At 63.4% G+C, this 25,447-nt stretch carries 25 protein-coding genes and 1 riboswitch; of the genes, 15 read left to right on the plus strand and 10 right to left on the minus strand.

All coding sequences use genetic code 11. From position 1 onward, the window contains the following. The first annotated feature begins 4 nt into the window (after positions 1-4). The 4 genes from ybeY (at position 5) to metK (ending at position 4,207) form a co-directional block, all read left to right on the plus strand. Positions 5-529, plus strand: a complete 525-nt coding sequence (gene ybeY, locus AB4M76_RS06440; protein WP_368442387.1) for an rRNA maturation RNase YbeY — start codon at positions 5-7, stop codon at positions 527-529. A gap of 15 nt (positions 530-544) precedes the next feature. Further along, a complete protein-coding gene (locus AB4M76_RS06445; protein ID WP_368440978.1) occupies positions 545-1,447 on the plus strand; it encodes a hemolysin family protein in 903 nt (300 codons plus the stop codon). Beyond that, the gene (gene lnt / locus AB4M76_RS06450; protein WP_368440979.1) at positions 1,444-2,940 is read left to right on the plus strand and encodes an apolipoprotein N-acyltransferase; all 1,497 of its coding nucleotides are present in this window, start codon (positions 1,444-1,446) and stop codon (positions 2,938-2,940) included. The genes AB4M76_RS06445 and lnt overlap by 4 nt, the downstream gene beginning before the upstream one ends. A 31-nt stretch (positions 2,941-2,971) precedes the next feature. After that, positions 2,972-3,021: riboswitch (SAM-SAH riboswitch) on the plus strand. Positions 3,022-3,025: 4 nt separating this feature from the next. Continuing rightward, entirely contained in the window at positions 3,026-4,207 is a 1,182-nt protein-coding gene (gene metK, locus AB4M76_RS06455) for a methionine adenosyltransferase (protein WP_368440980.1), read from the plus strand. Between the two features lie 72 nt (positions 4,208-4,279). Here the strand turns inward: metK and AB4M76_RS06460 are convergent, their stop codons facing one another. The 4 genes from AB4M76_RS06460 to AB4M76_RS06475 all read right to left on the minus strand — a co-directional run bounded on the left by AB4M76_RS06460 (position 4,280) and on the right by AB4M76_RS06475 (position 7,585). Further along, entirely contained in the window at positions 4,280-4,915 is a 636-nt protein-coding gene (locus tag AB4M76_RS06460; RefSeq protein ID WP_368440981.1) for a d(CMP) kinase, read from the minus strand. After that, complete coding sequence (locus AB4M76_RS06465) at positions 4,912-5,409, minus strand: hypothetical protein (RefSeq protein WP_368440982.1); 498 nt, start codon at positions 5,407-5,409, stop codon at positions 4,912-4,914. Before AB4M76_RS06465 ends, AB4M76_RS06460 begins: the two co-directional genes overlap by 4 nt. Then, positions 5,406-6,758 carry a 3-phosphoshikimate 1-carboxyvinyltransferase gene (gene aroA / locus AB4M76_RS06470; RefSeq protein WP_368440983.1) on the minus strand — a complete coding sequence of 451 codons (1,353 nt, stop codon included), beginning with the start codon at positions 6,756-6,758 and terminating at the stop codon, positions 5,406-5,408. The genes AB4M76_RS06465 and aroA overlap by 4 nt, the downstream gene beginning before the upstream one ends. 125 nt (positions 6,759-6,883) lie before the next feature. After that, positions 6,884-7,585, minus strand: a complete 702-nt coding sequence (locus AB4M76_RS06475) for a tRNA (guanosine(46)-N(7))-methyltransferase TrmB (protein WP_368440985.1) — start codon at positions 7,583-7,585, stop codon at positions 6,884-6,886. A 128-nt stretch (positions 7,586-7,713) separates the two neighbouring features. Between AB4M76_RS06475 and AB4M76_RS06480 the strand changes: the two genes are divergently transcribed. The 5 genes from AB4M76_RS06480 (at position 7,714) to AB4M76_RS06500 (ending at position 12,197) form a co-directional block, all read left to right on the plus strand. After that, positions 7,714-8,538, plus strand: a complete 825-nt coding sequence (locus AB4M76_RS06480; RefSeq protein ID WP_368440986.1) for a response regulator — start codon at positions 7,714-7,716, stop codon at positions 8,536-8,538. Between the two features lie 271 nt (positions 8,539-8,809). Further along, complete coding sequence (rpsA, locus tag AB4M76_RS06485) at positions 8,810-10,630, plus strand: 30S ribosomal protein S1 (RefSeq protein WP_368440987.1); 1,821 nt, start codon at positions 8,810-8,812, stop codon at positions 10,628-10,630. A 275-nt stretch (positions 10,631-10,905) separates the two neighbouring features. Beyond that, positions 10,906-11,190, plus strand: coding sequence for an integration host factor subunit beta (gene ihfB / locus AB4M76_RS06490; RefSeq protein ID WP_368440988.1), 285 nt, complete (start codon positions 10,906-10,908; stop codon positions 11,188-11,190). After that, on the plus strand, positions 11,190-11,540 hold the full coding sequence (locus AB4M76_RS06495; RefSeq protein WP_368440989.1) for a lipopolysaccharide assembly protein LapA domain-containing protein: 351 nt from the start codon (positions 11,190-11,192) through the stop codon (positions 11,538-11,540). Before ihfB ends, AB4M76_RS06495 begins: the two co-directional genes overlap by 1 nt. Before the next feature lie 9 nt (positions 11,541-11,549). After that, complete coding sequence (locus AB4M76_RS06500; protein ID WP_368440991.1) at positions 11,550-12,197, plus strand: phosphoribosylanthranilate isomerase; 648 nt, start codon at positions 11,550-11,552, stop codon at positions 12,195-12,197. 77 nt (positions 12,198-12,274) lie between these two features. Here the strand turns inward: AB4M76_RS06500 and AB4M76_RS06505 are convergent, their stop codons facing one another. The 5 genes from AB4M76_RS06505 to AB4M76_RS06525 all read right to left on the minus strand — a co-directional run bounded on the left by AB4M76_RS06505 (position 12,275) and on the right by AB4M76_RS06525 (position 18,031). Next, positions 12,275-13,771 (minus strand): phosphomannomutase/phosphoglucomutase, encoded by a 1,497-nt coding sequence (locus tag AB4M76_RS06505; protein WP_368440992.1) that lies wholly within the window; start codon positions 13,769-13,771, stop codon positions 12,275-12,277. Between the two features lie 25 nt (positions 13,772-13,796). After that, positions 13,797-14,630, minus strand: coding sequence for a 3-deoxy-8-phosphooctulonate synthase (gene kdsA / locus AB4M76_RS06510; protein ID WP_368440993.1), 834 nt, complete (start codon positions 14,628-14,630; stop codon positions 13,797-13,799). Continuing rightward, complete coding sequence (locus tag AB4M76_RS06515) at positions 14,627-16,393, minus strand: capsule biosynthesis protein (protein ID WP_368440994.1); 1,767 nt, start codon at positions 16,391-16,393, stop codon at positions 14,627-14,629. The genes kdsA and AB4M76_RS06515 overlap by 4 nt, the downstream gene beginning before the upstream one ends. Continuing rightward, positions 16,371-17,030 carry an ABC transporter ATP-binding protein gene (locus AB4M76_RS06520; RefSeq protein WP_368440995.1) on the minus strand — a complete coding sequence of 220 codons (660 nt, stop codon included), beginning with the start codon at positions 17,028-17,030 and terminating at the stop codon, positions 16,371-16,373. The genes AB4M76_RS06515 and AB4M76_RS06520 overlap by 23 nt, the downstream gene beginning before the upstream one ends. Positions 17,031-17,224: 194 nt before the next feature. Further along, a complete protein-coding gene (locus tag AB4M76_RS06525) occupies positions 17,225-18,031 on the minus strand; it encodes an acyl-homoserine-lactone synthase (protein ID WP_368440996.1) in 807 nt (268 codons plus the stop codon). Between the two features lie 216 nt (positions 18,032-18,247). On the opposite strand from AB4M76_RS06525, the gene AB4M76_RS06530 reads away from it, so the two are divergent. The 3 genes from AB4M76_RS06530 to AB4M76_RS06540 all read left to right on the plus strand — a co-directional run bounded on the left by AB4M76_RS06530 (position 18,248) and on the right by AB4M76_RS06540 (position 21,225). Beyond that, a complete protein-coding gene (locus AB4M76_RS06530) occupies positions 18,248-19,723 on the plus strand; it encodes a sensor histidine kinase (RefSeq protein ID WP_368440997.1) in 1,476 nt (491 codons plus the stop codon). A gap of 127 nt (positions 19,724-19,850) precedes the next feature. After that, entirely contained in the window at positions 19,851-20,450 is a 600-nt protein-coding gene (locus AB4M76_RS06535; RefSeq protein ID WP_368440998.1) for a uracil-DNA glycosylase family protein, read from the plus strand. Continuing rightward, positions 20,431-21,225, plus strand: a complete 795-nt coding sequence (locus AB4M76_RS06540) for an SseB family protein (protein WP_368440999.1) — start codon at positions 20,431-20,433, stop codon at positions 21,223-21,225. Before AB4M76_RS06535 ends, AB4M76_RS06540 begins: the two co-directional genes overlap by 20 nt. Before the next feature lie 75 nt (positions 21,226-21,300). Here the strand turns inward: AB4M76_RS06540 and AB4M76_RS06545 are convergent, their stop codons facing one another. Continuing rightward, positions 21,301-21,909 carry a GcrA family cell cycle regulator gene (locus AB4M76_RS06545; protein ID WP_368441000.1) on the minus strand — a complete coding sequence of 203 codons (609 nt, stop codon included), beginning with the start codon at positions 21,907-21,909 and terminating at the stop codon, positions 21,301-21,303. Between the two features lie 349 nt (positions 21,910-22,258). Between AB4M76_RS06545 and AB4M76_RS06550 the strand changes: the two genes are divergently transcribed. The 3 genes from AB4M76_RS06550 (at position 22,259) to AB4M76_RS06560 (ending at position 25,427) form a co-directional block, all read left to right on the plus strand. Next, complete coding sequence (locus AB4M76_RS06550) at positions 22,259-23,434, plus strand: aspartate aminotransferase family protein (protein ID WP_368441001.1); 1,176 nt, start codon at positions 22,259-22,261, stop codon at positions 23,432-23,434. A gap of 68 nt (positions 23,435-23,502) precedes the next feature. Beyond that, positions 23,503-24,408, plus strand: a complete 906-nt coding sequence (argF, locus tag AB4M76_RS06555; RefSeq protein ID WP_368441002.1) for an ornithine carbamoyltransferase — start codon at positions 23,503-23,505, stop codon at positions 24,406-24,408. Further along, entirely contained in the window at positions 24,405-25,427 is a 1,023-nt protein-coding gene (locus AB4M76_RS06560) for a 2-dehydropantoate 2-reductase (RefSeq protein ID WP_368441003.1), read from the plus strand. Before argF ends, AB4M76_RS06560 begins: the two co-directional genes overlap by 4 nt. The last annotated feature ends 20 nt before the right edge of the window (positions 25,428-25,447 follow it).

Consider the following 25,447-nt stretch of genomic DNA (forward strand, 5'->3'; position numbering starts at 1 on the left):
TCTGATGGAGGATTTCGACGTTGTGATCGAGGACGACCGTTGGGAAACCGTCGACCTTGAGCCTCTGGCCCATCGGGCGGCTGCGGCCACCCTGGGCCATCTGGGTCTGGCCCCCGAGGGGGCGGAACTGACCCTGCTGGCCTGCGATGACCGGCGGATTGCCGCGCTGAACAGCGATTTCCGCGGAAAGCCCCGCGCCACCAATGTGCTCAGCTGGCCTGCCGAGGAACGCGGCGCGGCCATTCCGGGCGGCGATCCGCTGCCGGTTTCGCCGGGTGTTGACGGGATGGCCGAGTTGGGCGACATCGCGCTGGCTTATGAGACTTGCGCCGCCGAGGCCGACGCGGCGGACAAACCACTTGCCGATCACGTGACCCATCTTATTGTTCACGGGCTGTTGCATCTTCTGGGCTATGATCATGAAAATGACCCCGACGCCCTGTTGATGGAAGGGTTGGAGACCGAAATACTTGGCAAACTGGGTCTGGATGACCCATATAAAGAGAGCGAGCCTCTAGGGCTCAGTTAACACAGACAGGACCCAATGGGCGATACAGACGGATCATCTGACGCGGCGCAGAGCGCGCTGCTGGATGAAAACAGCCAAAATCAACCGGATGACACGGCGCTGCGCACCGGTAATTTCTTTTCCCGCGTGTTCGAGGCGCTCAGCCCGTCAGACGGGGAGGACGACAGCGTGGAGGCTTCGGCCCAGACCGAGCGGCCAAGCGGCCACGGCATGATGAACCTGCGCCGGATGCGGGTGGATGATGTGGCGGTGCCGAAAGCCGATATTATCGCCGTGCCGTCCAATGCGACACTTGATGAACTGGTGGCCGTTTTCAAGGAAAGCGGCATGACCCGGCTGCCGGTCTATGACGGCACATTGGACACGCCGATGGGCATGGTCCACCTGAAAGATCTCGCGCTGAACCACGGGTTCAACGGCAAGGGCACCAAATTTGACATGCAGGGGCTCTTGCGCCCGCTGGTCTATGTGCCGCCTTCGATGACGATCGGCGTCTTGCTGACCAAGATGCAGGCCGAGCGGCGCCATATGGCGCTGGTGATCGATGAATATGGCGGCGTTGACGGGCTGGTGACCATCGAAGACCTGATCGAACAGGTGATCGGCGAGATCGAAGACGAACATGACGTCGATGAGGGCACCTATTGGACGGTTGAAAAGCCCGGCACCTATCTGGCGCTGGCCAAGACGCCGCTGCCGGATTTCGAAGCCGAGATCGGCCATTCGCTGACCGAACATGACACGGTGGATGAAGAGGAAATCGACACGCTCGGCGGCCTTGTCACCATGCTCTCGGGCCGGGTGCCGGCACGGGGCGAGGTGGTCTTGCACCCGGACGGGCCGGAGTTTGAGGTGATCGACGCCGACCCGCGCCGCATCAAACGCCTGCGGGTGCGCACCCAGGGGGCTGGGGGATGACAGAAGAACTGGCGCGGCGGGGTCGGTTTCTGCTGGCCCCGCTCGCCGGGGCCATCGCCGCTTTTGGGCAGGCGCCCTATGACCTGCCGCTGGCGCTTTTCGCGGGGCTTGTCGCGGCATTCTGGCTCTACCGGAGGCAACAGGGCGGCACAGGACGCGCGGCCTTGCTGGGCTGGGGCTTTGGTTTCGGATACTTCCTTCATGCGCTGCAATGGATCGTCTCGCCCTTCATGGTCGATGTGGCGCGGCATGGCTGGATGGCGCCCTTTGCGCTGATCCTGCTGGCGGCCGGCATGGCGCTGTTCTGGGGGCTGGCATTCGCCGCCGCGCGCTGGCTGGCCCCGCGCCGGGTCTGGGTTCTGGCGGTCACATGGGCGGCGGTGGAACTGCTGCGCGCCTATATCTTTACCGGCTTTCCCTGGGCGATGCCCGCGCAGGCGCTGGTGGGCGTGGTGGCCGGGCAGGGGCTGGCGTGGATCGGCCCCTATGCGCTGAACCTCTGGCTCTTTGCCATCGCGGCTTTGCTGGTCCTGCGCGGGCCTTTGCCGCAGCGGGTCGGACAGGCGGCAATGGCGCTTTCCATGGCGCTGCTGCTGGCCCTGCCGCCGCAAGCGCCGCCCGCGCCGCTGACCGACAATGTCCTGCGTCTTGTGCAGCCCAATGCGGCGCAGCGGGACAAATGGAACCCCGATAGGTTCGAGTTCTACTTCAGACGCCAGCTCGACTATACCGCCGCCGCGCCGCAGATTGCGGGCGCCGCGCCCGATCTGGTGATCTGGCCAGAAACGGCGATCCCATGGGCCTTGGACATGGCCGGCAGCGCGCTGGCCGAGATCGGCGCTGCCTCCGATGTGCCGGTGGTGCTTGGGGTGCAGCGGCGTGAGAACATGCGCTATTATAATTCGCTGGTGGTGCTGGATGCCACTGGCGCGGTCGACCAGCTTTACGACAAACATCACCTCGTTCCCTTCGGTGAATATATGCCGATGGGGGATCTCATGGCGCGTTTTGGCATCCATGGCCTCGCCGCGCAGGAGGGGAATGGCTATTCCAGCGGGCCGGGCGCCGAACTTTTGGACCTTGGCGCGCTTGGGACCGGGCTGCCGCTGATCTGCTATGAGGCGGTTTTTGCCCATGACGTGAACGCCGCGCCAGAGCGGCCGAGCTTTCTGATGCAGGTGACCAATGACGCGTGGTTCGGCAAGGCGGCGGGACCAAAGCAGCATCTGGCGCAAGCGCGGATGCGGGCGATCGAGCAGGGTCTGCCGATGGCCCGCGCCGCCAATACCGGCATTTCCGCGATGATCGATCCCTGGGGCCGGGTGACCGCGTCACTGGCGCTCAACACCGAAGGTTTCGTCGATGCGCCGCTGCCCAAACCGCTGCCGCCGACCCTCTATAGCCGCAGCGGCGACCTGCCTCTGGCGCTTCTGCTGGGGCTCTTGCTGGCGGGGTTGGCTCTGCGGCGCCGACGCGCCGGGAATGCTGATTGACCATCCACCAGCGGTTCTCTAAGCCTTTGACCGAGCATCACAACGGCTTCCTGACGTGATGCGTTTTTTCATACTGGAGCACGACATGTCCCGTCAGAACTACACTTTCACTTCGGAATCCGTTTCCGAGGGCCATCCGGATAAGGTCTGCGACCGGATTTCGGATGCGATCCTCGACGCTTTCATCAGCGAGGAACCCGAAGCGCGGGTCGCTGCCGAAACCTTTGCCACCACCAACCGGGTCGTGATCGGCGGGGAAGTGGGGCTGGCCAATAAGGCCAAGCTCGATGAATATCTGGCCGGTGTCGAAGACATTGCCCGCGCCTGCATCAAGGACATCGGTTATGAGCAGGATGAGTTCCACCACGCGACATGCGAGATCACCAATCTGCTGCACCCCCAGTCGGCGCATATCGCCCAAGGGGTCGATGCGGCAGACGGCAAGGAAGAGGGCGCCGGCGATCAGGGCATCATGTTCGGTTTTGCCACCGATGAGACGCCCGAGCTGATGCCCGCGCCGATCCACTATGCCCATGCGATCCTGCGCCGTTTGGCCGAGGTGCGCAAGGACGGCACCGAGCCGACCCTGCGGCCGGATGCGAAAAGCCAGCTCTCGGTGCGCTATGAGAACGGCAAGCCGGTGGGGGTGAGCTCGATCGTGCTGTCGACCCAGCATGAGAGCGAGAAACAGACCAGCGCCGACATCCGCGACATTGTCGAACCCTATATCCGCGAGGTGCTGCCCGAGGGCTGGATCGACGCGGACACCGCCTGGCATGTGAACCCGACCGGCGTTTTCGTCATCGGCGGACCGGATGGGGATGCCGGGCTGACCGGGCGCAAGATCATTGTCGACACCTATGGCGGGGCGGCCCCGCATGGCGGCGGCGCGTTTTCGGGCAAAGACCCGACCAAGGTGGACCGCTCGGCGGCCTATGTGGCCCGCTATCTGGCGAAAAACGTCGTGGCCGCCGGGCTGGCGCATAAATGCGCCATCCAGCTGAGCTATGCCATCGGGGTGAGCCAGCCGCTGTCGATCTATTGCGACACCTATGGCACCGGCGACGTCCATGACGCCGCCATCGAAAAGGCGATCCGTCAGATCATCGACCTGACACCGCGCGGCATTCGGGAGCATCTGCAACTGAACAAGCCGATCTATCAACGCACGGCGGCCTATGGTCACTTTGGCCGCGCGCCTGACGCGGACGGCGGGTTCAGCTGGGAGCGTCGCGATCTGGTCGATCAGTTGAGGGCCGCCGTGTAAACCGCGGCGACAGCAGACGAAAAAGGCCGCCGCGGCATTGCCGGGCGGCCTTTTGCATGTCTGCGGGTCGGCTCAGCCCCGCGCCTGGCGCTTGGCCTCGACCATCGCGACGGCGGCAGCAATCGCATCCTCGATCGCCATCTCGGTCGTGTCGATCTGCTTGGCGTCGTCGGCAGGTTTCAGCGGCGCTTGATCGCGGCTCATGTCGCGCAGATCGCGTTGGCGTACGTCTTCAAGCACGCTGTCATAGGTGGTCTCGATCCCCTTGCCGGCCAGTTCGGCAAAGCGTCGCTCTGCCCGGACTTCGGGGCTGGCGGTGATGAAGAGTTTGACCGGCGCATCGGGGCAGATCACCGTGCCGATGTCACGCCCGTCCAGCACCGCGCCGCCAGCGCGGGCGGCAAAGCTGCGCTGGAAGCGGACAAGGGCCGCGCGCACCGCCGGGATCACCGCGACCTTGCTGGCCTCCTGCGCCACATCGGGATTGCGCAGGCTCGGGTCTTCCAGATCAGCGGGGGCGAGCGATTGCGCCGCCTCTTCGGGGGCCATGCCGGTCAGGGTCTTGGCCGCCACCGCCCGGTACAAGAGCCCGGTATCAAGATGGGCAAAGCCAAAATGCGCCGCGACCGCTTTGGCCACCGTGCCTTTGCCCGCCGCAGCAGGCCCGTCAATGGCCACGGTCAGACCGCCAAATCTCTCGCTCGTCATCGCGTCGTCCTTTCTTTGCGGGTCCAAAGGAGCACTGCCGCCCCCAAACAGACCGCCAATATCGCCCATTTCGCCTGTGTGAACAGGCTTGCCGTGGCGACCGAAGGTTCCGTGATGCCCTCAGGCCCCAGATCCAGCAGCCGCCCGATCAACATATTCTCCGTATAATCCGCCGCCAGATAGAGCGCGACCGCCAAGGTCAGCGCCAGCCGAACCCCGCCGCGCGCCCCGCGCCGGAACCAAAGCAGCAAGACCAGCGCCAAAAGCGCGGGAAAGGCGGTGTCGGCGAGCCGGAACTGGCTTTCATACAGGGCGATCTGCTCGGCGCTCAGCGCGGCCAGATAGGCCCGCGCTTCCGCCGCGCCATAGCCCAGCAGCCGGGCGTCGAATACGCCCATCCCTTCGGCGCGCAGCCGAAGCTCGGCAAACCCCGCCAGCGTGGCAAAGGCAATCGCCGTCAGCAGCGTCAAAAGGGTCAGCCCGCGCCCTGTCACTGGGGCAGCCGCGCCACCTGCGCGCCCAGCTCGGCCATCAGCGGCTCGAAGATCGGGAAGGAGGTGGCAATGGGCCCGCCATCATCCACCTGCACCGGCTGTTGCGCCACCATGCCGAGGATCAGGAAAGACATGGCGATCCGGTGGTCAAGGTGGCTCTGGCAGGTCGCACCGCCGGGGATATTGCCATGGCCGCGCCCTTTGACGATCCACCAATCCGGCCCGTCTTCGACCTCCACCCCATTGGCGCGCAGCCCGCTGGCCATGGCCTCGATCCGGTCGCTTTCCTTGACGCGCAATTCCTTGACGCCGCGCATGACGGTCTCGCCGCTGGCGCAGGCCGCCACGACCGAGAGCACGGGGTATTCGTCGATCATGCTGGCGGCACGTGCGGGGGGCACTTCGATGCCCTTGAGGTTTGGCGAGAATTTCGCGCGCAGGTCAGCCACCGGCTCGCCGCCCTCGCTGCGTTCGTTTTCATAAGTAAGGTCCGCCCCCATCTCGCGCAGGGTGGCGAACAGCCCCGCGCGGGTCGGGTTCAAGCCGATGCCGGGCACCAATACGTCAGAGCCGGGCACGATCAGCGCGGCACAAACCGGGAAAGCGGCGGAGGAGGGGTCGCGCGGCACGTCGATATGCTGCGGCTTCAGCTCAGGCTGGCCGGTCAGGGTGATGACACGGCCCTCGTCGGTCTCCTCTACCGTGATCTCTGCGCCGAACCCCGCGAGCATGCGTTCGGTATGGTCGCGGGTGGCCTCGGCCTCGATCACCACGGTCTTGCCTGGCGCGTTCAGCCCGGCCAGCAAAACCGCGGATTTCACCTGCGCAGAGGGCACCGGCACGGTGTAGCGCACCGGCACAGGCTCGGCAGCGCCGACCAAGGTCATCGGCAAGCGGCCCCCGGCGCGGCCCACGGATTGCGTGCCGAACAGCGCCAGCGGATCGGTCACCCGCGCCATCGGGCGGCTGTTGAGGCTCGCGTCGCCGGTGAATGTCACGCTGATCGGAGAGGTCGCCATCGCCCCCATGAGCAAGCGCACCCCGGTGCCGGAGTTGCCGCAGTCGATCACATTGTCGGGCTCGGCGAAGCCACCGACACCCACGCCATGCACCGAATAAGAGCCGCCGCCGTGGTCGATCACCTCGGCTCCGAAAGCGCGCATGGCCTTGGCGGTGTCAAGCACGTCCTGGCCTTCCAAGAGCCCGGTGATCGTGGTCTCGCCCACGGCCATGGCGCCGAGGATCAGGCTGCGGTGGGAGATGGATTTATCCCCCGGCACTTCGGCAGTGCCGCTAAGCGGTCCGCAGGCGCGGGATGACATCGGAATGGGGCTGCCGTGACTGGACATGAGGTACCTCTGATCTGCTCAAGGCCCCTGATATCCCAGCCCGCCGCCAGCGTCCATCGCCGCCGCCCCGCTCTTTTTGGCAAGACCTATGTCGAGAGTCCGGGGGTGCGGCCCCCGCCTCGGGTTCAGCGCTTGCGAAAGGTCAGATAATGCGGCCTCCGCCCTTCGCGCAGGGCCTTTTGCTCATAGCGTGTCGAGAGCCAATCATCCCAGGGCTGGCGCCAATCCTCCGGCCCTTCGGCGAGCCAGTCGAACCCATGCTGTGGCACCTGTTCCAAAGTCTGGCGCACATAGTCTTCGATATCCGTCGCCACCCGAAAGATCGCACCGGGTTTCAGCACCCGGGCCAAAGGCTCCAGATGCTCTGGCGTGACAAAGCGGCGGCGGTGGTGGCGGGTTTTCGGCCAGGGATCGGGGTAGAGCAGAAAGGCGCGGTCAATCGACGCCTCTGGCAGCACGTCAAACATATCCCGCACATCGCCGGGATGGATCGCGAGGTTGTCAACGCCCGCGCGCCGGATCTTGCCCAGCAGCATCGCCACACCGTTGATGTAGGGCTCACAGCCGATGATGCCGACATCGGGGTTGTTGCCGGCCTGATGCACCAGATGCTCGCCACCGCCAAAGCCGATCTCAAGCCAGACCTTGCGCCCGCCAAACAGACCGTCGAGGTCCAGCGGTGTGCGGTCGGGGTTCGCATCCCAATCGACAGCGCCCGGCGACAGCGGGGCGAGATCTTCGTCGATATAGGTCTTTTGCGATTTCTTCAGCGACTTGCCTTTGAGACGGCCATAGAAATTGCGGCGGGGGCGTGTTGTATCACTCATGCGCGCTCATGTAGCGGCACTGCCGCGCTACCGCAACGGTCTAGTGACGGGCTTTTCCGCCCGCGGTTAACGCTTTCTTAGGGGCCGCGTCCCTAGCATGGGGGCACGACGGGATAGAGGAACGGTTTATGACGGGGGCCAGCCAAGACACCGCGGCGGAGAGGCAGGCAGCGCGACAGGCGGGCGCGGCCTCGGGCCCCGCGGCGCGGATATTGATCGTGGATGACCACAGGTTTGACCGGATGCGCCTGAAACGGCTCTGCGGCGGTTTGGATTTTGCCACCCGGCTGGCCGAGGCTGACAGTCTGGCGGCCATGGTCCGGGCCTTGGATGCGGGGCGGTTTGACCTGATCCTGCTGGATTACAACCTGCCGGATGGGACCGGGTTGCAGGGTATGGAAATGATCCGGGCGCATGAGAGGAACGCCGCCGCCGCCACGGTGATGATCACCGGCACCGATCAGACCGAGGTCGCGATCGAAGCGCTGCGCGGCGGTTTTTGCGACTACATCGACAAGGATGAGCTGTCCCCCGCCGCCCTGCGCCGCTCAGCGATCAACGCGCTTCAGAAAAGCGCCTTGCAACTGGGGCTTGAGACGCAGGAGTTCAAACGCAGCCAGGTTGAGGCGCTTTTGCAGAAGTTCGCCAAGGAATCTGCGCAAGAGGCCAGGCCAATCCTAAGCCGGATGCTGGAGCAGATGCGCCAGTTGCGCGCGGTGGGGCCAGCAAATGCGCAGGCGCTCGCCGATGGGCTGGCGGATATGGAACGCTCCTGCCTGCGCCTGTCGGCGTTTCTGGAGGATCTTGGCACCTACGCGGGCGCTGATCTGACAGCCGGTGATCTGCCACAGGACGCACTGGCGGAGCGCCCCCTGTCCTCCGCGCGCGGGCTTGGGGCAGGGCGGCGCAATCCGGAGGGCAGGCCGCCCTCTCCGTTTCGCGCAAGCCGCTGAAAACCTTGGGCTCGGGGCGGGTTAGGGGCGGCAGGTATGCGAGATTGAGGCGCCTGAAATAGCCCTGCGCGCCCAGGCTGCAGGCATCGCGGCCTTCCGCCGGGTTTGCGCAAGTTCGCCGCCCGCGCGCGCTTGGCCCTTGCGAGAGCGGCAATTATCCCCTATACGACGCCCTGTCTAAGGGGCGGTTACAGCTTCGGACGCGATATAGCGGGCAGGGTCGGTTTCAACCGGCCCTATTTTGTTTGCGTTCGACTGCGGCGCCACGCGCATGCGCGTGGACCACCGCTGTGAATTTTTCGTCGGGTTGCCCCGGCGTGATCTGCTCAGTGCCACCACGACGACCAATTGCAACTCCAGACCGGCGGAGACAACCGCGCGGCCAGAAACATTTGATAAGGAAACGAAAAGCTACATGACTAAAGCAATGGACGAATTCGAAGCGCTTCTGAACGAAAGCTTCGAGATGGACACGCCCCAAGAGGGCACAGTCGTCAAAGGCAAGGTGATCGCTGTCGAAGCGGGCCAAGCCATCATCGACGTCGGCTACAAAATGGAAGGCCGCGTTGAGCTGAAAGAATTTGCTGATCCCGGCGAATCCCCCAAAATCGAAGTTGGCGACGAAGTCGAAGTTTTCCTTCGCCAAGTCGAAAACGCGCGTGGCGAAGCTGTCATCAGCCGCGAAATGGCCCGCCGTGAGGAAGCCTGGGATCGTCTGGAAAAAGCCTATGCCGCAGAAGAGCGTGTCGAAGGCGCGATCTTTGGCCGTGTCAAAGGTGGCTTCACCGTTGACCTCGGCGGCGCCGTGGCCTTCCTGCCCGGCTCCCAGGTCGATGTGCGCCCCGTGCGCGATGCCGGCCCGCTCATGGGTCTCAAGCAGCCGTTCCAGATCCTCAAGATGGACCGCCGCCGTGGCAACATCGTGGTGTCGCGCCGTGCGATCCTCGAAGAGAGCCGTGCCGAGCAGCGTGCCGAAGTCATTGGCAACCTGACCGAAGGTCAGACCGTCGATGGTGTGGTCAAGAACATCACCGAATACGGTGCCTTTGTTGACCTTGGCGGTGTTGACGGCCTGCTGCACGTCACCGACATGGCGTGGCGCCGGGTCAACCACCCGTCCGAGATCCTGGCGATTGGCGAGACCATCAAGGTTCAGGTCATCAAGATCAACAAAGAGACCCACCGCATCAGCCTCGGCATGAAGCAGCTGCAGGAAGATCCGTGGGATCTGGTTGGCGCGAAATACCCGCTGGGTTCCGTGCACAGCGGCCGTGTGACCAACATCACCGACTACGGCGCATTTGTTGAGCTGGAGCCGGGTGTTGAAGGTCTGGTTCACGTTTCCGAAATGTCCTGGACCAAGAAGAACGTGCACCCCGGCAAGATCGTGTCGACCTCGCAAGAAGTCGAAGTCATGGTGCTGGAAATCGACAGCGCCAAGCGTCGCGTTTCGCTGGGTCTCAAGCAGACCATGCGCAACCCATGGGAAGTCTTTGCTGAGACCCATCCCGAGGGCACCGAGGTCGAAGGCGAAGTCAAGAACATCACCGAATTCGGTCTGTTCGTTGGCCTACCCGGCGACATCGACGGCATGGTTCACCTCTCCGACCTCAGCTGGGACCAGCGCGGCGAAGAAGCGATCCAGGACTACCGCAAAGGTGACGTGGTTCAGGCCGTTGTCTCCGAAGTGGACGTCGAGAAAGAGCGCATCTCGCTTTCGATCAAAAACGTCGGTGGCGACAAATTCGCCGAAGCCGTTGGCGGCGTGAAGCGCGGCTCGATCGTGACCGTGACCGTGACCTCCATCGAAGATGGTGGCATCGAAGTCGAATACGAAGGCATGAAGAGCTTCATCCGTCGGTCCGACCTTAGCCGTGACCGTGCCGAACAGCGCCCTGAGCGTTTCTCGGTCGGTGACAAGGTCGACGTGCGCATCACCAATGTCGACGCGAAAGCCCACCGTCTGGGCGTCTCCATCAAGGCGCGCGAGATCGCAGAAGAGAAAGAGGCGGTACAGCAGTACGGTTCCTCCGACTCCGGCGCGAGCCTGGGCGACATCCTTGGTGCGGCGCTGAAAGGCGACGACGACTAAGGGTTTCCCCAAAAGGTGAAACAGCGAAGGCCCCGCATGGCAACATGCGGGGCCTTTTGCGCTTTGCGCCGCGGTTCGAATCGCAGGAGCGGGAGCGGGCGGTACGCCCCGCGCGCGGGGCTGCGCGCGGGCTCTGCCTCGGGCGTTGCCGAAAAGGGGCGAGAAAACAGGGTCTTCGCTTGGAAAAACAATCAAGCAGGTGGCGGAACACCTTCCCGACTGAGGCGTTATTTCCTATAGTCTGAATAGACATCCATTATCTCGGGGGACGTGCCATGATCCGGTCGGAACTGATCCAGAAGATCGCTGACGACAATCCACATCTTTATCAACGTGATGTAGAGCGGATCGTGAACACTGTTTTCGATGAGATCACCGGCGCCATGTCGCGCGGCGACCGTGTCGAGTTGCGCGGCTTTGGCGCTTTCTCGGTCAAGAAACGGGACGCCCGTGTGGGCCGCAACCCGCGGACCGGGGAGACGGTGAATGTCGAAGAGAAACATGTGCCCTTCTTCAAGACAGGCAAGCTCCTGCGTGACCGGCTGAACGGAAAAGACTAATGCGCTATATTCGTTATGCCTGCATCGCGCTTTTCGCGGTGGCTCTTGTCTCTGTCGCTCTGGCGAACCGGAATATTGTAACCCTGCAGGTCCTGCCGACCGAGATTTCGGGCTGGTTTGCCGTGAACCCCAGCGTGCAACTGCCCCTCTTCATCGTGATCCTGGGCAGCATTATCGTTGGGCTTCTGGTCGGGTTCGTCTGGGAATGGATCCGCGAACATGGGCACCGGGCCGAGCTCGCGCGGCAAGCCCGCGAACGGCGGCGGTTGGAGCGGGAAGTGATCCGGCTGAAGGAAGAAAAGCATCAGGGCAAGGACGAGGTTCTGGCGCTTTTGGATGAAACGGGCTAAAACCCCCGGATGCCTGAGAATGTAAACGTTAAAATCTGCGGTCTGACCGAACCTGCCGATGTGCCCGCGGCCTTGCTGGCGGGGGCGCGGACCTTGGGGTTCGTCTTTTTCGAGAAATCCCCCCGGCATCTGTCATTGGACGCCGCGGCCCATATGACAGAGGCGGTGCCCGAGGGGATCTGCAAGGTCGGCCTGACGGTCAATGCCGATGACGCCACGCTGGACGCGCTGCTGGCGGCAGTGCCTTTCCTTGATATGTTGCAACTGCATGGGGCCGAAAGCCCGGCGCGGGTGGCGGAGGTCAAGGCGCGTTACGGCCTGCCGGTGATGAAGGCCCTCGGCGTGGCGGATCGGGATGATCTGGCGGCGCTGAACGACTATGTGAGCGTGGCGGATCAGCTCTTGGTGGACGCCAAACCGCCGAAGGACGCCGTGCTGCCCGGCGGCAATGGCTTGGCCTTTGACTGGCGGCTGATCGCGGGGCGGCGCTGGCCCAAGCCCTGGATGCTGGCCGGGGGGCTGACCGCCGATAATGTCGGCGAGGCGATTGCCCTCACCGGGGCGCGTCAGGTCGATGTCTCCTCTGGCGTAGAAAGCGCGCCGGGGGTGAAGGATGCGGAGCGTATTCGCGCCTTTTGCGACGCGGCGCTGAAGTAACCCTTTCTCAGATCAAAGAAAAAAGGCCCGGTGGCATTGCCCCGGGCCTTTGTCATTCCTGTTGCCGCCCGGGGCGATCAGATCGACTGATCGTAGTCCCCGACGCCGGGTTCGCTGCGGATCACCGCGTCGATATCGGCAAAGATGGCGCGCATCTCGGTTTCCGATTCCGGGCTTTCGCACACCACCACAAGGTTGGGCGTGTTGGAGGAGGCCCGCACGAGGCCCCAGCCGCCATTGTCCAGCATGACGCGGGCGCCGTTCACGGTGATCACGTCGGAGATCGCGCGGCCCCCGATCGTGTCACCGGCTTTGGATTTGGCCACCAGCTTCTCGACGATCCGGTCAAGGATGCCGTATTTCTCGGTATCCGAGGCATAGGGCGACATGGTGGGCGTGCCCCAGGTTTGGGGCAGGGCGCGGCGCAGGTCGGACATGGACATATCCGGGTTGCGGTCCATCAGCTTGCAGATTTCCACCGCCACGCGCATGCCGCAGTCATAGCCCCGGCCGATGGGCTCCGCGAGGAAGTAATGGCCGGATTTTTCAAACCCCGCCAGCGCGCCCAACTCCTTGACGCGGCGCTTCATATGGCTGTGGCCGGTTTTCCAATAGTCGGCCTTGGCGTCGTGTTTTTTCAACTCTGGATCGGAGGCGAAAAGCCCGGTCGATTTCACATCCGCCACGAAGGTGCTGCCCGGGTGCAGCTTGGCCAGATCGCGGGCCAGGATGACGCCGACCTTATCCGCGAAAATCTCTTCGCCTTCGTCGTCCACCACGCCGCAGCGGTCGCCATCGCCGTCAAAGCCAAGGGCCAGGTCGGCGCCGGACGCTTTGACGCTGGCGGCCATGTCATGCAGCATTTCCATGGCTTCGGGGTTGGGGTTGTAATGCGGGAATGTGTAGTCGAGCGTATTGTGGCTATCGACCACTTCGACGCCGAGGCGGCGGAACAATTCGGGCGCGAAGGCCGATGCGGTGCCATTGCCGGTGGCGCAGACCACCTTGAGCTTCCGGGTCATTTTGAAATCGCCGACAAGATCGTCGAGATAGGCCTCGCGGACCCCTTCGACAAATTCATAACCGCCGCCGGGACGCGGCTGGCCACGGCCTTCGAGGACGATGTCACGCAGCTCGGCCATCTCGTCGGGGCCGTGGGTGAGGGGGCGTTCAAAGCCCATTTTGACGCCGGTCCAGCCGTTGGGGTTGTGGCTGGCGGTGACCATCGCCACCGCAGGGGCGTTGAGGTGGAACTGGGCGAAATAGGCCATGGGCGACAGCGCCGGGCCGATGTCCTTGACCGTGATGCCGGCCTGCATGAGCCCCAGAATAAGGGCGTTTTTGATCGCCAGAGAGTAGTCGCGGTAGTCATTGCCCACGGCGATGACCGGCTCGATCCCCCGGGCGTGCATCTGGGTGCCGAGGCCAAGGCCAAGGGCGGTGATGCCGGGCAGGTTGATGTCGTCCGGGTATTTCCAGCGTGCGTCATATTCGCGGAACCCGGTGGGCGTGATCATCGGATCGCGCAGAAATTCCCAAGTGTTCGGGGTCACGGTGGAGGCCGGTTTGGTCACGTAATTACTCACTTTATCGAAAAATTTAGAAGCTAACGGGGTGGGTTTTGGCCAGCGCGTCAAAGTCCATCAGCAATTTGATGAGCCCGGGCATCTGGTCGAGGTAAATCATATTCGGGCCATCGCTGGGGGCGCGCTCAGGGTCTTCATGGGTCTCCATGAAGATCGCGGCCACACCGATCGCGGCGGCGGCGCGGGCCATGACGGGGGCAAACTCGCGCTGGCCGCCCGAGGAGCCGCCCTTGCCGCCGGGCTGGGCCACGGAATGGGTCGCGTCCATCACCACCGGATAGCCGGTCTGGGCCATTTGCGGCAGGCTGCGCATGTCGGCCACCAGCGTGTTGTAGCCAAAGGTCGTGCCGCGCTCGGTCAGCAGGATGTTGCGGTTGCCGGTGCTTTCGATCTTGTCGACGATGTTCTGCATTTCCCAAGGGGCCAGAAACTGGCCTTTCTTGACGTTCACCGCCTTGCCGGTCTCGCCCGCCGCGAGCAGGATGTCGGTCTGACGGCTGAGAAAGGCGGGGATTTGCAGCACGTCGACGACTTCGCCGGCCTGGGCACATTGCGCCTCATTATGCACATCGGTCAGCACCGGCACGTTATTGGCGCGGGCCACGGATTGCAGCACCTGCAGCCCTTTTTCGATCCCCAGACCGCGCTTGCCCGAAAGCGAGGTGCGGTTGGCCTTGTCGTAGCTTGCCTTGAAGATGAACTGCGCGCCCGCGGCATCGCAGGCCTCTTTCAGGATGCCCGCGACCATCTGGGCGTGATCGTCGCTCTCCAACTGGCAGGGGCCGGCGATCACGGTCAGGGGGCGGTCATTGCCGACAGTCAGATTTCCGATGCGCAGTTGGGTCATGAGGTTACCTGTTCTCTAAGAATGGATGCTGTCAGGGACAACATCAGGTAGATGCCTGCAAAGATAAGAAAAGCCAATATCGTGTTTTCGAACTTGCGCGGGTAGGTGGCCTCATCCGGGGCGACGGGGTTGACCGCGACGGTGAGGTAGCGCACCTGCCGCCCGGCCTCGGTCCGGGCCTGTTCCATTGCGGTTTGCGCGTTTTGCAGGACCATATCGGCGGCCGCCAAATCGGCCTGTGCAAGCTGTGCCGCGACCGCCTGCTGGGCCAGCGAATTTTCGCCTTCGGTGGCGCTGGTCATGCGTTCTCGCAATTTGGTGAGCTGTTCGCGCAGCCGGCGGACATCGCCGCGGGCGCCATCGACCTTGGCCTTATTGGGGCGCTGGTTGTCCAGAAGGGCGGCGAGTTCGAGTTCCTTTTCGATCAACAAGGTCTCGTAATTGGTGATCTGCGTCCGGATCGAGGCGATCATCGCCTCCGGATCGACGTTGTTTTCGACCTGTAGCTTGATCAGCGCCTCCTGCGCGGCACGGCGGTTGGCCTGCGCGGTTTCAAAGCCTGCGAGCGCATCGGCCATGCCGTCGTCGCGTTTTTGCTTGCTCAGGCTGTTGACCCGTTCCTCGGCATAGGTGAGCAGCCGTTGCGAGAACTCCTCGGACACTTGCGGATCGGCGGCGATCACCTCCATGCGGATCACGCCTTCGGTCGGGTCATAGCCGATTTTTACGTTTTTCTTGTAGGCCTTATAGGCTTCTTCATTGCTGGGATTCTCGGGCAGACGCTGGATCGGATCGATGTCCTCGCCCGAGAAATGCGTGCGGAAACCGGCGTCTTCGTCGAGCCGCAGCATGGCGTCTTTGGATTGCAGATAGGCCTGAGTGGCAATGCTGTCGGCGCTGTTGGCGAATTGGGTCGGCAGCAGCCCGCCAAAGGGGCTGGGCCCGCCGGCGCCTTCGTTTTGAATGATCAGGAACTGGCTTTCCGTCGCATACATCGGCGTTGCGATCTTGTAGAAGTAATAGCCCGCCATCAAGGTTGGCAGCATGACAAAGAAGGCCAGACGCACCAGCAGCAACGCGCCTTTCTTGCGGCGGCGGCGCGAGATGTCGCGCTGAATGTCGGAAATCTCGCGTTGGCGCCGCTCGGCCGGGCTGACCTCTGTCGACGGGACGCCGCGGCCCCCCGGGGGGGCTGTCTGGGGCAATTGTATCCGCGCGGCGCCCCGGGCTTTCGTGGCGGGTAGATTGGGTTGATCCGCACGGGCGTCGCCGTCCTGCGGGACCACCAGTTCAAGCATGTTGGACCGTTGAAAAGGATCAATCCCTCTGGCGCGCAACAGGCGCACGGCGTCGAAATCCGAGGTGGGTGCCAGCCCGTGTTTCTGCGCCACGCGCCGGGCCATGCGCAACTGCCGTCCGGTCAGCCCCTCGCGGCGGATCGCGTCGATGTCCTGCTCGCCGGTGACCTCACCCGCCGAAGATACCTCGCCCGCGCGGGACGGGTCGCGGGCAGGCGGGGGGCTTGGTTTGTCCTTTGGGGGTGTCGCCGCCGCGGGGTCTGCTGCCGCGTCGCGCGGCGCAGCTTTGGCCTCGGGCGCGGGGTCGCCCGCCACCGCGCGCAGCTTCCGGTCCGGCTTGGCAGAGGCCGCATCTTTCGCCGCGCCGGTCTCCGCCCGCGGGGCCGCCCCGCCGCCGCCGCTGCTGGCTGCGGGGGGCGGGGCTTTGCGGATGCGGAATTTCCTAGCCTTGGGTTTCGTAGTCATAGAGCTGTTTCGCTTCTTCCAAGGTGTCGAACATATGCAGTTTTCCGTTCACCAATACGGCGGCAGAACGGGCAAATTTTTCAAGGGTCTGCGCCTGATGCGAGACGATAATGATCGTGGTGGTGCGCAGCCGTTCTTGCAGGATATCTCCGGCTTTGCGATTGAATTCAACATCCGTCGTGCCGGGCATGCCCTCATCGATCAGGTAAATGTCAAAATCGAGCGCCAGCATCAGGGCGAATGAAAACCGCGCCCGCATGCCGGCGGAATAGGTGCCAAGCGGCTGGTCGAAATATTCCCCAAGACCGCAAAGCCAGCGGCAGAAACTCTCCACATAATCCGGGTCGAGCCCATAGAGCCGGGCAATGTAGCGCGCGTTTTCCATGGCCGAGACCTTGGTCACCACGCCGCCCATGAAGCCCAGCGGGAAAGAGATATTGCAGCCGCGCCGAATCTCGCCCTCATCCGGTTTTTCAAGCCCGGCCATCATGTTGATCAGGGTCGTCTTGCCGGTGCCATTGGGCGCGAGGATGCCCAGCGAATGCCCCAGTTCCACACGAAAAGACACCCGGTCCAGAATGACCTTGTGCTGGGAGCCTGTCCAAAACGACTTGGAGACATTTTCAAATTCCAGCATTCCTGCTCCGGTTGGGGCTGTCGTGGCTCTGTGGCGCCTCCTTGTAACAGAGGTATGTTAACGACCTATCCACCGATTTTGACAAGAATATGTCGAAATCCCCCTGAAAGCCACCATAGGGGCATCATCCCTCGCTGGTTTCCCGCCGCGCGGGCAAGGGGGGAGCTTTTCGCAAGCCAAAGAGCGGTGCGCGGTCAGTGCAGCTTGGCCAGTCCTTCGCGCGGGGCGTGGTCTTGCACATAGGTGACATTCATCAAGGCAGCCTGAGTGCGGTCACCGTCGATGTTCTGCACCGGGCCCACGGGAACGGCGCTCATCAACCGCAGGCGGGTCATCCAGCGGCTAAAGGCGGCGGGGACGATGCCCAGCACATGGGTGGCCCCCATGGAACAGGCCACGCCGGCCATCTGGTTCATTAACATCCGTTGCACGGCGATGCGGCGGTGGGCCGGCACCGCGGCGGTCAGGAACAGCCGTGTGGCCTCCCAGATGTCGTCGCGCACCGGGGCTTTGAAGAACAGGACATCCTGCGGGATGTCCGGCAGCATCCCCAATTGCGCATCGCGCAGCATATAGCTGTATTGCGCGCAGGTTGAGGTCGTAGGCATCAGCCGCACACCGCCCAGAACCTCGCCATATTCATGCAGCACGATCCAGCGGGCGCGGGGGGTGTCGTATTGATCGAACTCCATGCCATCCACATGGGGCAGATCCCAGCCTTTGGCATCGATAAAGATTTCACGCCGGGCGCGTAAAAAATTAACGAACAATTCACCATGCTCATGCATGTTCAAAAACGACAGCGTCGTGGCTCGAATATAGGGGTTTTGCCGGGCAAGAGCTTCGGGGCTGAACGGGTCTTTGGCAGGGTCCTGGGCCGCAGCGGCCTTCCGCAGGAGGCGTTTATCCTGCTTTTCCAATGCGCTGGCGTCCTGCGGGGTCAGTTCGGGGAGAACGTCTTGCCATGATCTGCCGTGAAAAGTCCTGTCTTGTAAACTCATGCTCCTGCCTCGGCTTCTCGTGTAATTCTGCCTCTTTCCCGGGAGGCTAACCTCTAGTTGCATTAAATAGCCATAGTTCTGTCTCATTTATGTGGGAAGATCGTTCAAAGACCACGTCTCCGATGTGCTTAGATGCTGAAATGTCACATTATTCGGGCGCAATCGCTGGCAGAATGCCATCAAACGAGCAGTCGATCGAAATAAACCGAGAGCGCAATGTCGCAAAAGAAAATGATTTACGGTCCCTCCCATGCCCCAGCCTTGGCCGATGCCACCAAGGTAAAGCAGATGCGCGATTATTCGCAGGTGGGCGTGAATCTGTTCTGGCAGCGCCAGATGATCTTTGCCGCCGCGATCTGCCTGTCCGCCTTCTACTACGAATTATGGCTGGCAATCTCGGCACTTGTTCTGATCGCGATCTCGGAAACCTATGATTACATTCTGTTTCTGAACATCACCCGCTGGCGGGGGCGCAGCCCTCGGCTGGCCAAGATGTTCATGCGGCGAATCTATATCAGCACGGTGCTCAGCGCCGGTGCGATCAGCTATTTCGCCCTTGGCATCGCACTGGAGCAGGGGGCCACGACGCATTTCCTGCCGCTGTTCTTCCTCTTCACGGCGGCCCTCTTTGCCTCGATGAACAATCACCATGTCTTGCCGGTGCTGATGCTGCGCCTGGCGATCTATGGCACGACATTCCTGTTCATCCCGATCTGGGACATCGTCCGAACCGGCGCCGAGATTCAGTCCGAACTTTGGACACAGCTCTTTACGGTTGTGTTCGTCCTTTATTTCATCGTCGATTGCTCGCGCATCTTCCTCAAGATGTACCGCACCAATATGCGCCAGCTTGAAGAGCTGAAGAAAGAGCATGAGAAGACGAAAATCGCCTTTAAGGCGAAGACGGAGTTTGTCTCGACCATCAGCCATGAATTGCGCACGCCGATGACCTCGATCAAAGGCTCATTGGACATGGCCTGCGCAGGCGTCTTGGGGGAGATGACCCCGCAGATGGAGAAAGTGTTGAAGATCGCGCAGCGCAACTCGGCGCGGCTGACCTCCATCATCAACGAGATTCTTGACCTGCAAAAGTTTGAGGCGGGCAAGATCAGTTTCGAGATCGAGCCGCTGGAGGTACAGACCGTGATCGAAGATGCGATTGAGTTGAACCAATCCTTCGCCAGCAATCTCAATGTGACCCTGCGCTATGCAAAACCTTCGGAAAGCGCCGGGATCGCCACCGATGAAAAGCGCTTGCAGCAGGTGATGTCGAATCTTCTGTCCAATGCGGCCAAGTTCTCGCCCGCGGGATCGACGGTCAAGGTTACCTCGCAGGTGCAAAATGGCATGGCGCGGATCAGCGTGATCGACGAGGGCATCGGCCTTGCCGAATCCGAGCGCGAGAAAGTGTTCGATGAGTTTTCGCAGATCGATTCGTCGGACCAGCGGGCCGTGGGTGGCACCGGATTGGGGATGAATATCTCCAAGCGAATCATTGAGGCGCTTGGCGGGCAGATCGATTACTTCAAGAACGAGGGCGCCGGCACCACCTTCTTTATCGATCTGCCGTTGAACGATGGCAAAGGCTGTGAATTGGCCCAAGACATCGCCGTGCGGGAAATCGTGAGCGGCAAGAGCGCGTTAGACAAACCCTCGGAAGAGCGGCCCATCGCGGCGAAATCGGCGGCCTGAAGCCTCGCCCGGGGGCTAGGGCGCCGCGTCTGACCTCCATGCATGCCAAGATAGACCAGCGTCGCGGGCCGCCGCGCCCGATCCGTCCTCCCCTTTTTCTTTCCCCTGACGCGCCTATCTATGCGCCATGAAAGACATCCGAGAAGACCTGCAGGCCTGCCGCCTATGTGCCGAGCGTTTCGCTGTCACGGCCACGCAGCACCGCCCCCGGCCCATTGTCTGGTTCAAACCTAGGGCGCGGCTGCTGATCGCAAGCCAGGCCCCCGGCAAGCGTGTGCATGAGGCAGGCAAACCCTTTTGGGACAACTCCGGCAGCCGTCTGCGCGACTGGCTGGGGCTGGATGAGGCGACATTTTATGACCGCGACCGCGTTGCCATCGTGCCGATGGGGTTCTGTTTTCCGGGCTATGACGCCAAGGGCAGTGACCTGCCGCCGCCGCGGATCTGCGCCCGGACATGGCGCCAGCCGGTGCTTGAGATGCTGCCCGCCCTGCGGCTCACCGTGCTGATCGGAGGCTATGCGATGAAGTATCACCTGCCTGATTTTCGCAATGTGACCGAGGCGGTGGCGGGCTGGCGCGACCATCCGCCGGGGGTCTTTGCCTTGCCTCATCCGTCTTGGCGCAATACCGGATGGTTGAACAAGAATCCCTGGTTCGCGGAAGAGGTCTTGCCCCGTCTGCGTGCCGCCGTGTCCGAGGTGATGAATGACCCAAGAGAAACCTGACGCCACACCGCTGGACGACGCCCATGCTGCGATGATGGCCGCGCCCGAAGATGACGCCGCCCGCCTGCGCTTTTACGAACGCGTCGCGGATGTGGAGCTTTTCATGCTGCTCAAGGAGGAGCCGAAGGGCGATCAGATCAGCCCGGTGTTGCTCGACGACAGCTATGTGGTGGTCTTTGACCGCGCCGCCCGGCTATCGGCCTATGTCGGGGCGGCCTCGCCCTATGTGGCGCTCTCGGGCCGGGCGATTGCGGCGATGTTGGAAGGGCAGCGCCTAGGCATGGCGGTGAACATCGGCGTGGCGCCGTCGGAGATTCTGCTGCCGGCCGAAGCGATGGACTGGCTGCGCAACACGCTGGCCCATGCGCCGGGCGAGGTCGAGGCCGGGATCGACCGGGTGTTCCCGCCGCAGGGGCTGCCCGAGACCTTGATCGCCGCGATTGACGCCAAATTGGCCACGGCCACGGGCATGGCGGCGGGGGCGTTCCTGGTGGGGGTCGAGTATAGCAGCGGCGGGCGCGGGCATCTGCTGGCCTTCGTCGGCGCGATTCCCCGTGCGCAGGACGCGCTGGTGCGGGCCGCCTCTGAGGCGCTGACCTTTTCGGGGATCGAGGCCGGGGCGATGGATGTGGGTTTCTTCGGGCCGAAAGACGCGGTGGTCGAGAGGCTCGCCCGCGTCGGGCTGCGCTTTGACCTACCGCAGATGGAGCCCTTGCAGAACACGCCGCGCATGGCGCCGGGCAGCGATCCGGCGACACCACCGAAACTGCGCTGAGCTTCAGGCTGCGCATGAAAAAGGCGGGCAGGGCCATCACGCCCGCCCGCCTTTCTTCATTCTACTGTGCCGGTCTTAGCGGCGGCGGTCGCGCCGGGCGCTCATCGGTTGGAAAGCCACGCCGACATGGGCTTCGCAATAGGGTTTGCCCTGTTGCACCGGCAGGCCGCAGAACCAGAAATCATCGGTCGCGGGGTCGCCCACGGGCCATTTGCAGGTGCGTTCGGTCAGTTCCATCAAGCCGATCTTCTTGGCCTTCTTCTCCACTTCGCTGACCTTGGCCAGCGCCTCGGGACTGATCTCATTGGCCGAAGGCTGCGGCGGCAGGGGCTGGCCTGCGGGGATGATCTGCTTGCGCGCGGGCAGCTTGGGCGCCGGGGCTGCGGCGGGCTCTTCGGCTTCGGGTTCGGGCGCGGCTTCGACCTCAGGCTCAGGGGCGGCGGCTGCGGCGGGCTTTGGCTTGGCCTCGGCCTTGGGGGCGGCGGGTTTCGCCTTGGCTTCCGGCTTGGCCGTGGCGGCGGCGGCAGGCGCGCCGGCGGTGCGGTTGGACAGGCCCAAACGGTGCACCTTGCCGATCACGGCGTTGCGCGTCACCCCGCCCAGCTCTTTCGCGATCTGGCTGGCGGACTGGCCTTCGCCCCACATCTTTTTCAGTGTCTCTACGCGCTCATCAGTCCAGGACATATGGGGTTCCCCAGTTAAAAAGCGGCCCCCTAGCCCGGACCGCTTTGTCAGTGTATCGGCCCCCATTTTATCTTCTGGGGCCGCAGGTGCAAGCGCCGATCCCTGTGCCGGGCGGCCACATGCGATTGGGGCTTTACGTGGGGGATGAAGCGCGGCTATGCAAGGCCTATGATCAAAAGCGCCACATCTCCTATCCGACGACGCACCGTTCGATAACTGCGCGGCCCCCCGGGGCCTGATCCGCAGCCGATGGGCTGCACCCTTTCAAAAACCACCAAATCCCATTGACCCGGCGCCGACCCCATGCCCTTTTACCGGCGTGACAAGGCCCTCTTTCAAGGACAAGAAAATGATCGCTTCCGTTTTGCCGACCTACAACCGTGCCCCGATGAGCTTTGTCAAAGGCGAAGGCACATGGCTGATCGAAGCGGATGGGCGACGTTTTCTCGACCTCGGGGCGGGGATCGCGGTGAATGCGCTTGGCCATGCGCATCCGGCGCTGGTCAAGGCACTGACCGATCAGGCGCAGGCGCTGTGGCATACCTCGAACCTTTACCACATCCCGCAGCAAGAGGCGCTGGCCGACCGGCTGGTGGCCGAGACCTTTGCCGACACGGTGTTTTTCTGCAATTCCGGCACCGAGGCCTGCGAATTGGCCGTGAAAATGGCGCGCAAGCATTTTCACGACAAGGGCCAGCCCGAGCGGGTTGAGATTATTACCTTCTCCGGCTCTTTCCACGGCCGTTCCTCTGCCGGGATCGCGGCGGCGGGGTCCGAGAAGATGACCAAGGGCTTCGGCCCGCTGCTGCCGGGGTTTGTCCATCTCGACCTAGGGGACAGCGCGGCGCTAAAGGCCGCGATCACCGACAAGACCGCCGCGATCATGGTGGAGCCGGTGCAGGGCGAGGGCGGCATTCGCAGCATTCCCGACGCAGAATTGCAGCAGATGCGCACGCTTTGCGACGAACACGGGCTGCTGCTGATCCTCGACGAGGTGCAATGCGGCGTGGGCCGGACCGGGCGGCTCTTTGCCCATGAATGGGCGGGGGTCACGCCCGATATCATGATGGTCGCCAAGGGCATCGGCGGGGGCTTCCCGCTGGGCGCGGTGCTGGCCACCGAAGACGCGGCAGCGGCGATGACCGCAGGTTCGCATGGCTCGACCTATGGCGGCAACCCGCTGGGCTGCGCGGTGGGCTCGGCGGTGCTCGATATCGTGGCCGAAGAGGGTTTCCTGGCCGAGGTGAACCGCAAAGCCAGCCTGATGCGCCAGCGTCTCGAAGGGCTGGTGGCGGAACATCCCGCAGTCTTTGAAGAAGTACGTGGCGCCGGGCTGATGCTCGGCCTCAGGTGCAAGGTCGCGAACGCGGATGTCGTGGCGGCGGGCTATGACGCGGCGCTGATTACCGTCCCCGCCGCCGACAATGTGATCCGCCTGCTGCCGCCGCTGACCATCAGTGACGACGAAATCGCAGAGGCGCTGCGCCGCCTTGATGCCGTCGCTCGCAGCCTTACCCCGGCATAATTTCCAACCCAGATATTCCTTGGGTTTGGGGCCAATCGGCTCGGCGCCCGCAAGACAGAGACATCCTGATGAACGATTTCCTCGACATCCATGAAACCGACCCGGCCGCGCTGCGGCAGATCATCGACAGCGCCATCGCGATGAAAACCGCGCGCCAGGGCCGTCCGAAAGGCGCGCCGGATGATGAGCAGCCGCTGAAAGATCATATGGTCGCGCTGATCTTTGAAAAACCCTCGACCCGGACGCGTGTGTCCTTTGACGTGGGCGTGCGCCAGATGGGCGGGCAGACCATGGTGCTCTCGGGCGCCGACATGCAGCTGGGCCATGGCGAGACCATCGCCGACACCGCCCGCGTGCTGTCGCGCTATGTCGATATGATCATGATCCGCACCTTTGAAGAAGCCACGCTTCTGGAAATGGCCGAACATGCCACCGTGCCGGTGATCAACGGGCTGACCAACCGCACCCATCCCTGCCAGATCATGGCGGATATTCAGACCTTTGAGGAACATCGCGGCCCGATCAAAGGGCGCAAGGTGGTCTGGTCGGGCGATGGCAACAACGTCTTTGCCAGCTTCGCCCATGCCGCCAAACAGTTCGATTTCGATCTGATCTTCACCGGCCCCGAGCCGCTTGACCCGGAACCGGCGCTCAAGGGGCTTTACAGCATTGAACGCGACCCGCTGAAGGCGGTGGAGGGCGCTGATCTGGTGGTGACCGACACTTGGGTCAGCATGCATGACCCGCAATCCGCCCGCGAACGCCGGCACAACCAATTGCGCGGCTATCAGGTGAACGACGCGCTGATGGGCCGTGCCAAGTCCGACGCGCTTTTCATGCATTGCCTGCCTGCTCACCGTGACGATGAGGCGACGTCGAGCGTGATGGATGGGCCACATTCGGTGATCTTTGACGAGGCCGAGAACCGGTTGCACGCACAAAAGGCGGTCATGCGCTGGTGTCTCGGAACGTGAGCGCCGGCCCCCGTATCGTTGTCGCCGGCGCGGGGGCGGTTGGATGTTTCATCGGCGGCCTGCTGGCCGCGGCGGGCAAGCGGGTGACCCTGCTGGCCCGCCCGCGCATTCAGGCCGAGATCCGCACCCATGGGCTGACCCTGACCGACTTTGGCGGGATGGCCGCCTATCTGTCCCCCGATGATGTGACGCTTACCGGCGATCCGGCCTGCCTGCGCCATGCCGACATCCTGTTGGTCACCGTTAGGTCGCGCGATACCGCCGCCATGGCTGCGCAGATCGCGCAGCATGCCGCGCCGGGCACGCCGGTGGTCAGCTTGCAGGATGGCGTCGACAATCGCGCCCTGCTGGCAGATGCGTTGCCGGGGGTCGACCTGCGTGCGGGGCTGGTGCCCTTTGATATTATGCCGCTGGGGCAGGGCGGCTATCACCGGGCCAGCGGGGGCGATCTGCTGATCGAGCGGGGGCCGATTGATCTGATCGACCCGCTGAGCGTGCCGGGGCTGACCACCGTTGCACGGGGGGATATCGAGGCGCTGCAATGGGGCAAGTTCCTGAGCGACCAGCTGAGCGCCTTGAACGCCCTGAGCGGGCTGCCGCTGCGAAGGCAGCTTTGCGACCGCGACTGGCGCCGCCTGATGGCCGATCAATGGGCCGAAGCCCATGCCGTGTTGCGGGCCGGGGGGATCGAGGCAAAGCTCACCACCCCGCTGCCGCCGCGCCTGATGCCCATGGGGCTGCGCATGCCGACGCCCCTGTTCACGCGCCTCGCCGCGCGGATGCTGGAGATTGATCCGCAGGCGCATCGACCGATGGCGCAAGACCTCGCCGCCCGCCGCCCGACGGAGATCGACGCGCTACAGGGGGAGGTGCAGCGGATGGGGCAGGCTTTGGGCCGGGCGACCCCGGTCACGGATATGGTGCTGCGGGTGATGGGCTGGGCCGAACTTGCGGGTGAAGGACTGCCGCATCTGCCGGTCACCGCCCTGCGCGCAGAGATCGCGGCAGGGCAGCGCTAGACAAAAGAAAAGGCGCCGCA

This window comes from Sulfitobacter sp. PS-8MA (genome assembly GCF_040933935.1).
GTDB lineage: Bacteria > Pseudomonadota > Alphaproteobacteria > Rhodobacterales > Rhodobacteraceae > Sulfitobacter.

Excerpts from the sequence above, each read along its gene's own strand:
- ybeY (WP_368442387.1), top strand. The coding sequence starts at position 5 with ATGGAGGATTTCGACGTTGTGATCGAGGACGACCGTTGGGAAACCGTC.
- AB4M76_RS06445 (WP_368440978.1), top strand. The coding sequence starts at position 545 with ATGGGCGATACAGACGGATCATCTGACGCGGCGCAGAGCGCGCTGCTG.
- lnt (WP_368440979.1), top strand. The coding sequence starts at position 1,444 with ATGACAGAAGAACTGGCGCGGCGGGGTCGGTTTCTGCTGGCCCCGCTC.
- metK (WP_368440980.1), top strand. The coding sequence starts at position 3,026 with ATGTCCCGTCAGAACTACACTTTCACTTCGGAATCCGTTTCCGAGGGC.
- AB4M76_RS06460 (WP_368440981.1), bottom strand. The coding sequence starts at position 4,915 with ATGACGAGCGAGAGATTTGGCGGTCTGACCGTGGCCATTGACGGGCCT.
- aroA (WP_368440983.1), bottom strand. The coding sequence starts at position 6,758 with ATGTCCAGTCACGGCAGCCCCATTCCGATGTCATCCCGCGCCTGCGGA.
- AB4M76_RS06475 (WP_368440985.1), bottom strand. The coding sequence starts at position 7,585 with ATGAGTGATACAACACGCCCCCGCCGCAATTTCTATGGCCGTCTCAAA.
- AB4M76_RS06480 (WP_368440986.1), top strand. The coding sequence starts at position 7,714 with ATGACGGGGGCCAGCCAAGACACCGCGGCGGAGAGGCAGGCAGCGCGA.
- rpsA (WP_368440987.1), top strand. The coding sequence starts at position 8,810 with ATGCGCGTGGACCACCGCTGTGAATTTTTCGTCGGGTTGCCCCGGCGT.
- ihfB (WP_368440988.1), top strand. The coding sequence starts at position 10,906 with ATGATCCGGTCGGAACTGATCCAGAAGATCGCTGACGACAATCCACAT.
- AB4M76_RS06495 (WP_368440989.1), top strand. The coding sequence starts at position 11,190 with ATGCGCTATATTCGTTATGCCTGCATCGCGCTTTTCGCGGTGGCTCTT.
- AB4M76_RS06500 (WP_368440991.1), top strand. The coding sequence starts at position 11,550 with ATGCCTGAGAATGTAAACGTTAAAATCTGCGGTCTGACCGAACCTGCC.
- kdsA (WP_368440993.1), bottom strand. The coding sequence starts at position 14,630 with ATGACCCAACTGCGCATCGGAAATCTGACTGTCGGCAATGACCGCCCC.
- AB4M76_RS06515 (WP_368440994.1), bottom strand. The coding sequence starts at position 16,393 with ATGACTACGAAACCCAAGGCTAGGAAATTCCGCATCCGCAAAGCCCCG.
- AB4M76_RS06520 (WP_368440995.1), bottom strand. The coding sequence starts at position 17,030 with ATGCTGGAATTTGAAAATGTCTCCAAGTCGTTTTGGACAGGCTCCCAG.
- AB4M76_RS06525 (WP_368440996.1), bottom strand. The coding sequence starts at position 18,031 with ATGAGTTTACAAGACAGGACTTTTCACGGCAGATCATGGCAAGACGTT.
- AB4M76_RS06530 (WP_368440997.1), top strand. The coding sequence starts at position 18,248 with ATGTCGCAAAAGAAAATGATTTACGGTCCCTCCCATGCCCCAGCCTTG.
- AB4M76_RS06535 (WP_368440998.1), top strand. The coding sequence starts at position 19,851 with ATGAAAGACATCCGAGAAGACCTGCAGGCCTGCCGCCTATGTGCCGAG.
- AB4M76_RS06540 (WP_368440999.1), top strand. The coding sequence starts at position 20,431 with ATGACCCAAGAGAAACCTGACGCCACACCGCTGGACGACGCCCATGCT.
- AB4M76_RS06545 (WP_368441000.1), bottom strand. The coding sequence starts at position 21,909 with ATGTCCTGGACTGATGAGCGCGTAGAGACACTGAAAAAGATGTGGGGC.
- AB4M76_RS06550 (WP_368441001.1), top strand. The coding sequence starts at position 22,259 with ATGATCGCTTCCGTTTTGCCGACCTACAACCGTGCCCCGATGAGCTTT.
- argF (WP_368441002.1), top strand. The coding sequence starts at position 23,503 with ATGAACGATTTCCTCGACATCCATGAAACCGACCCGGCCGCGCTGCGG.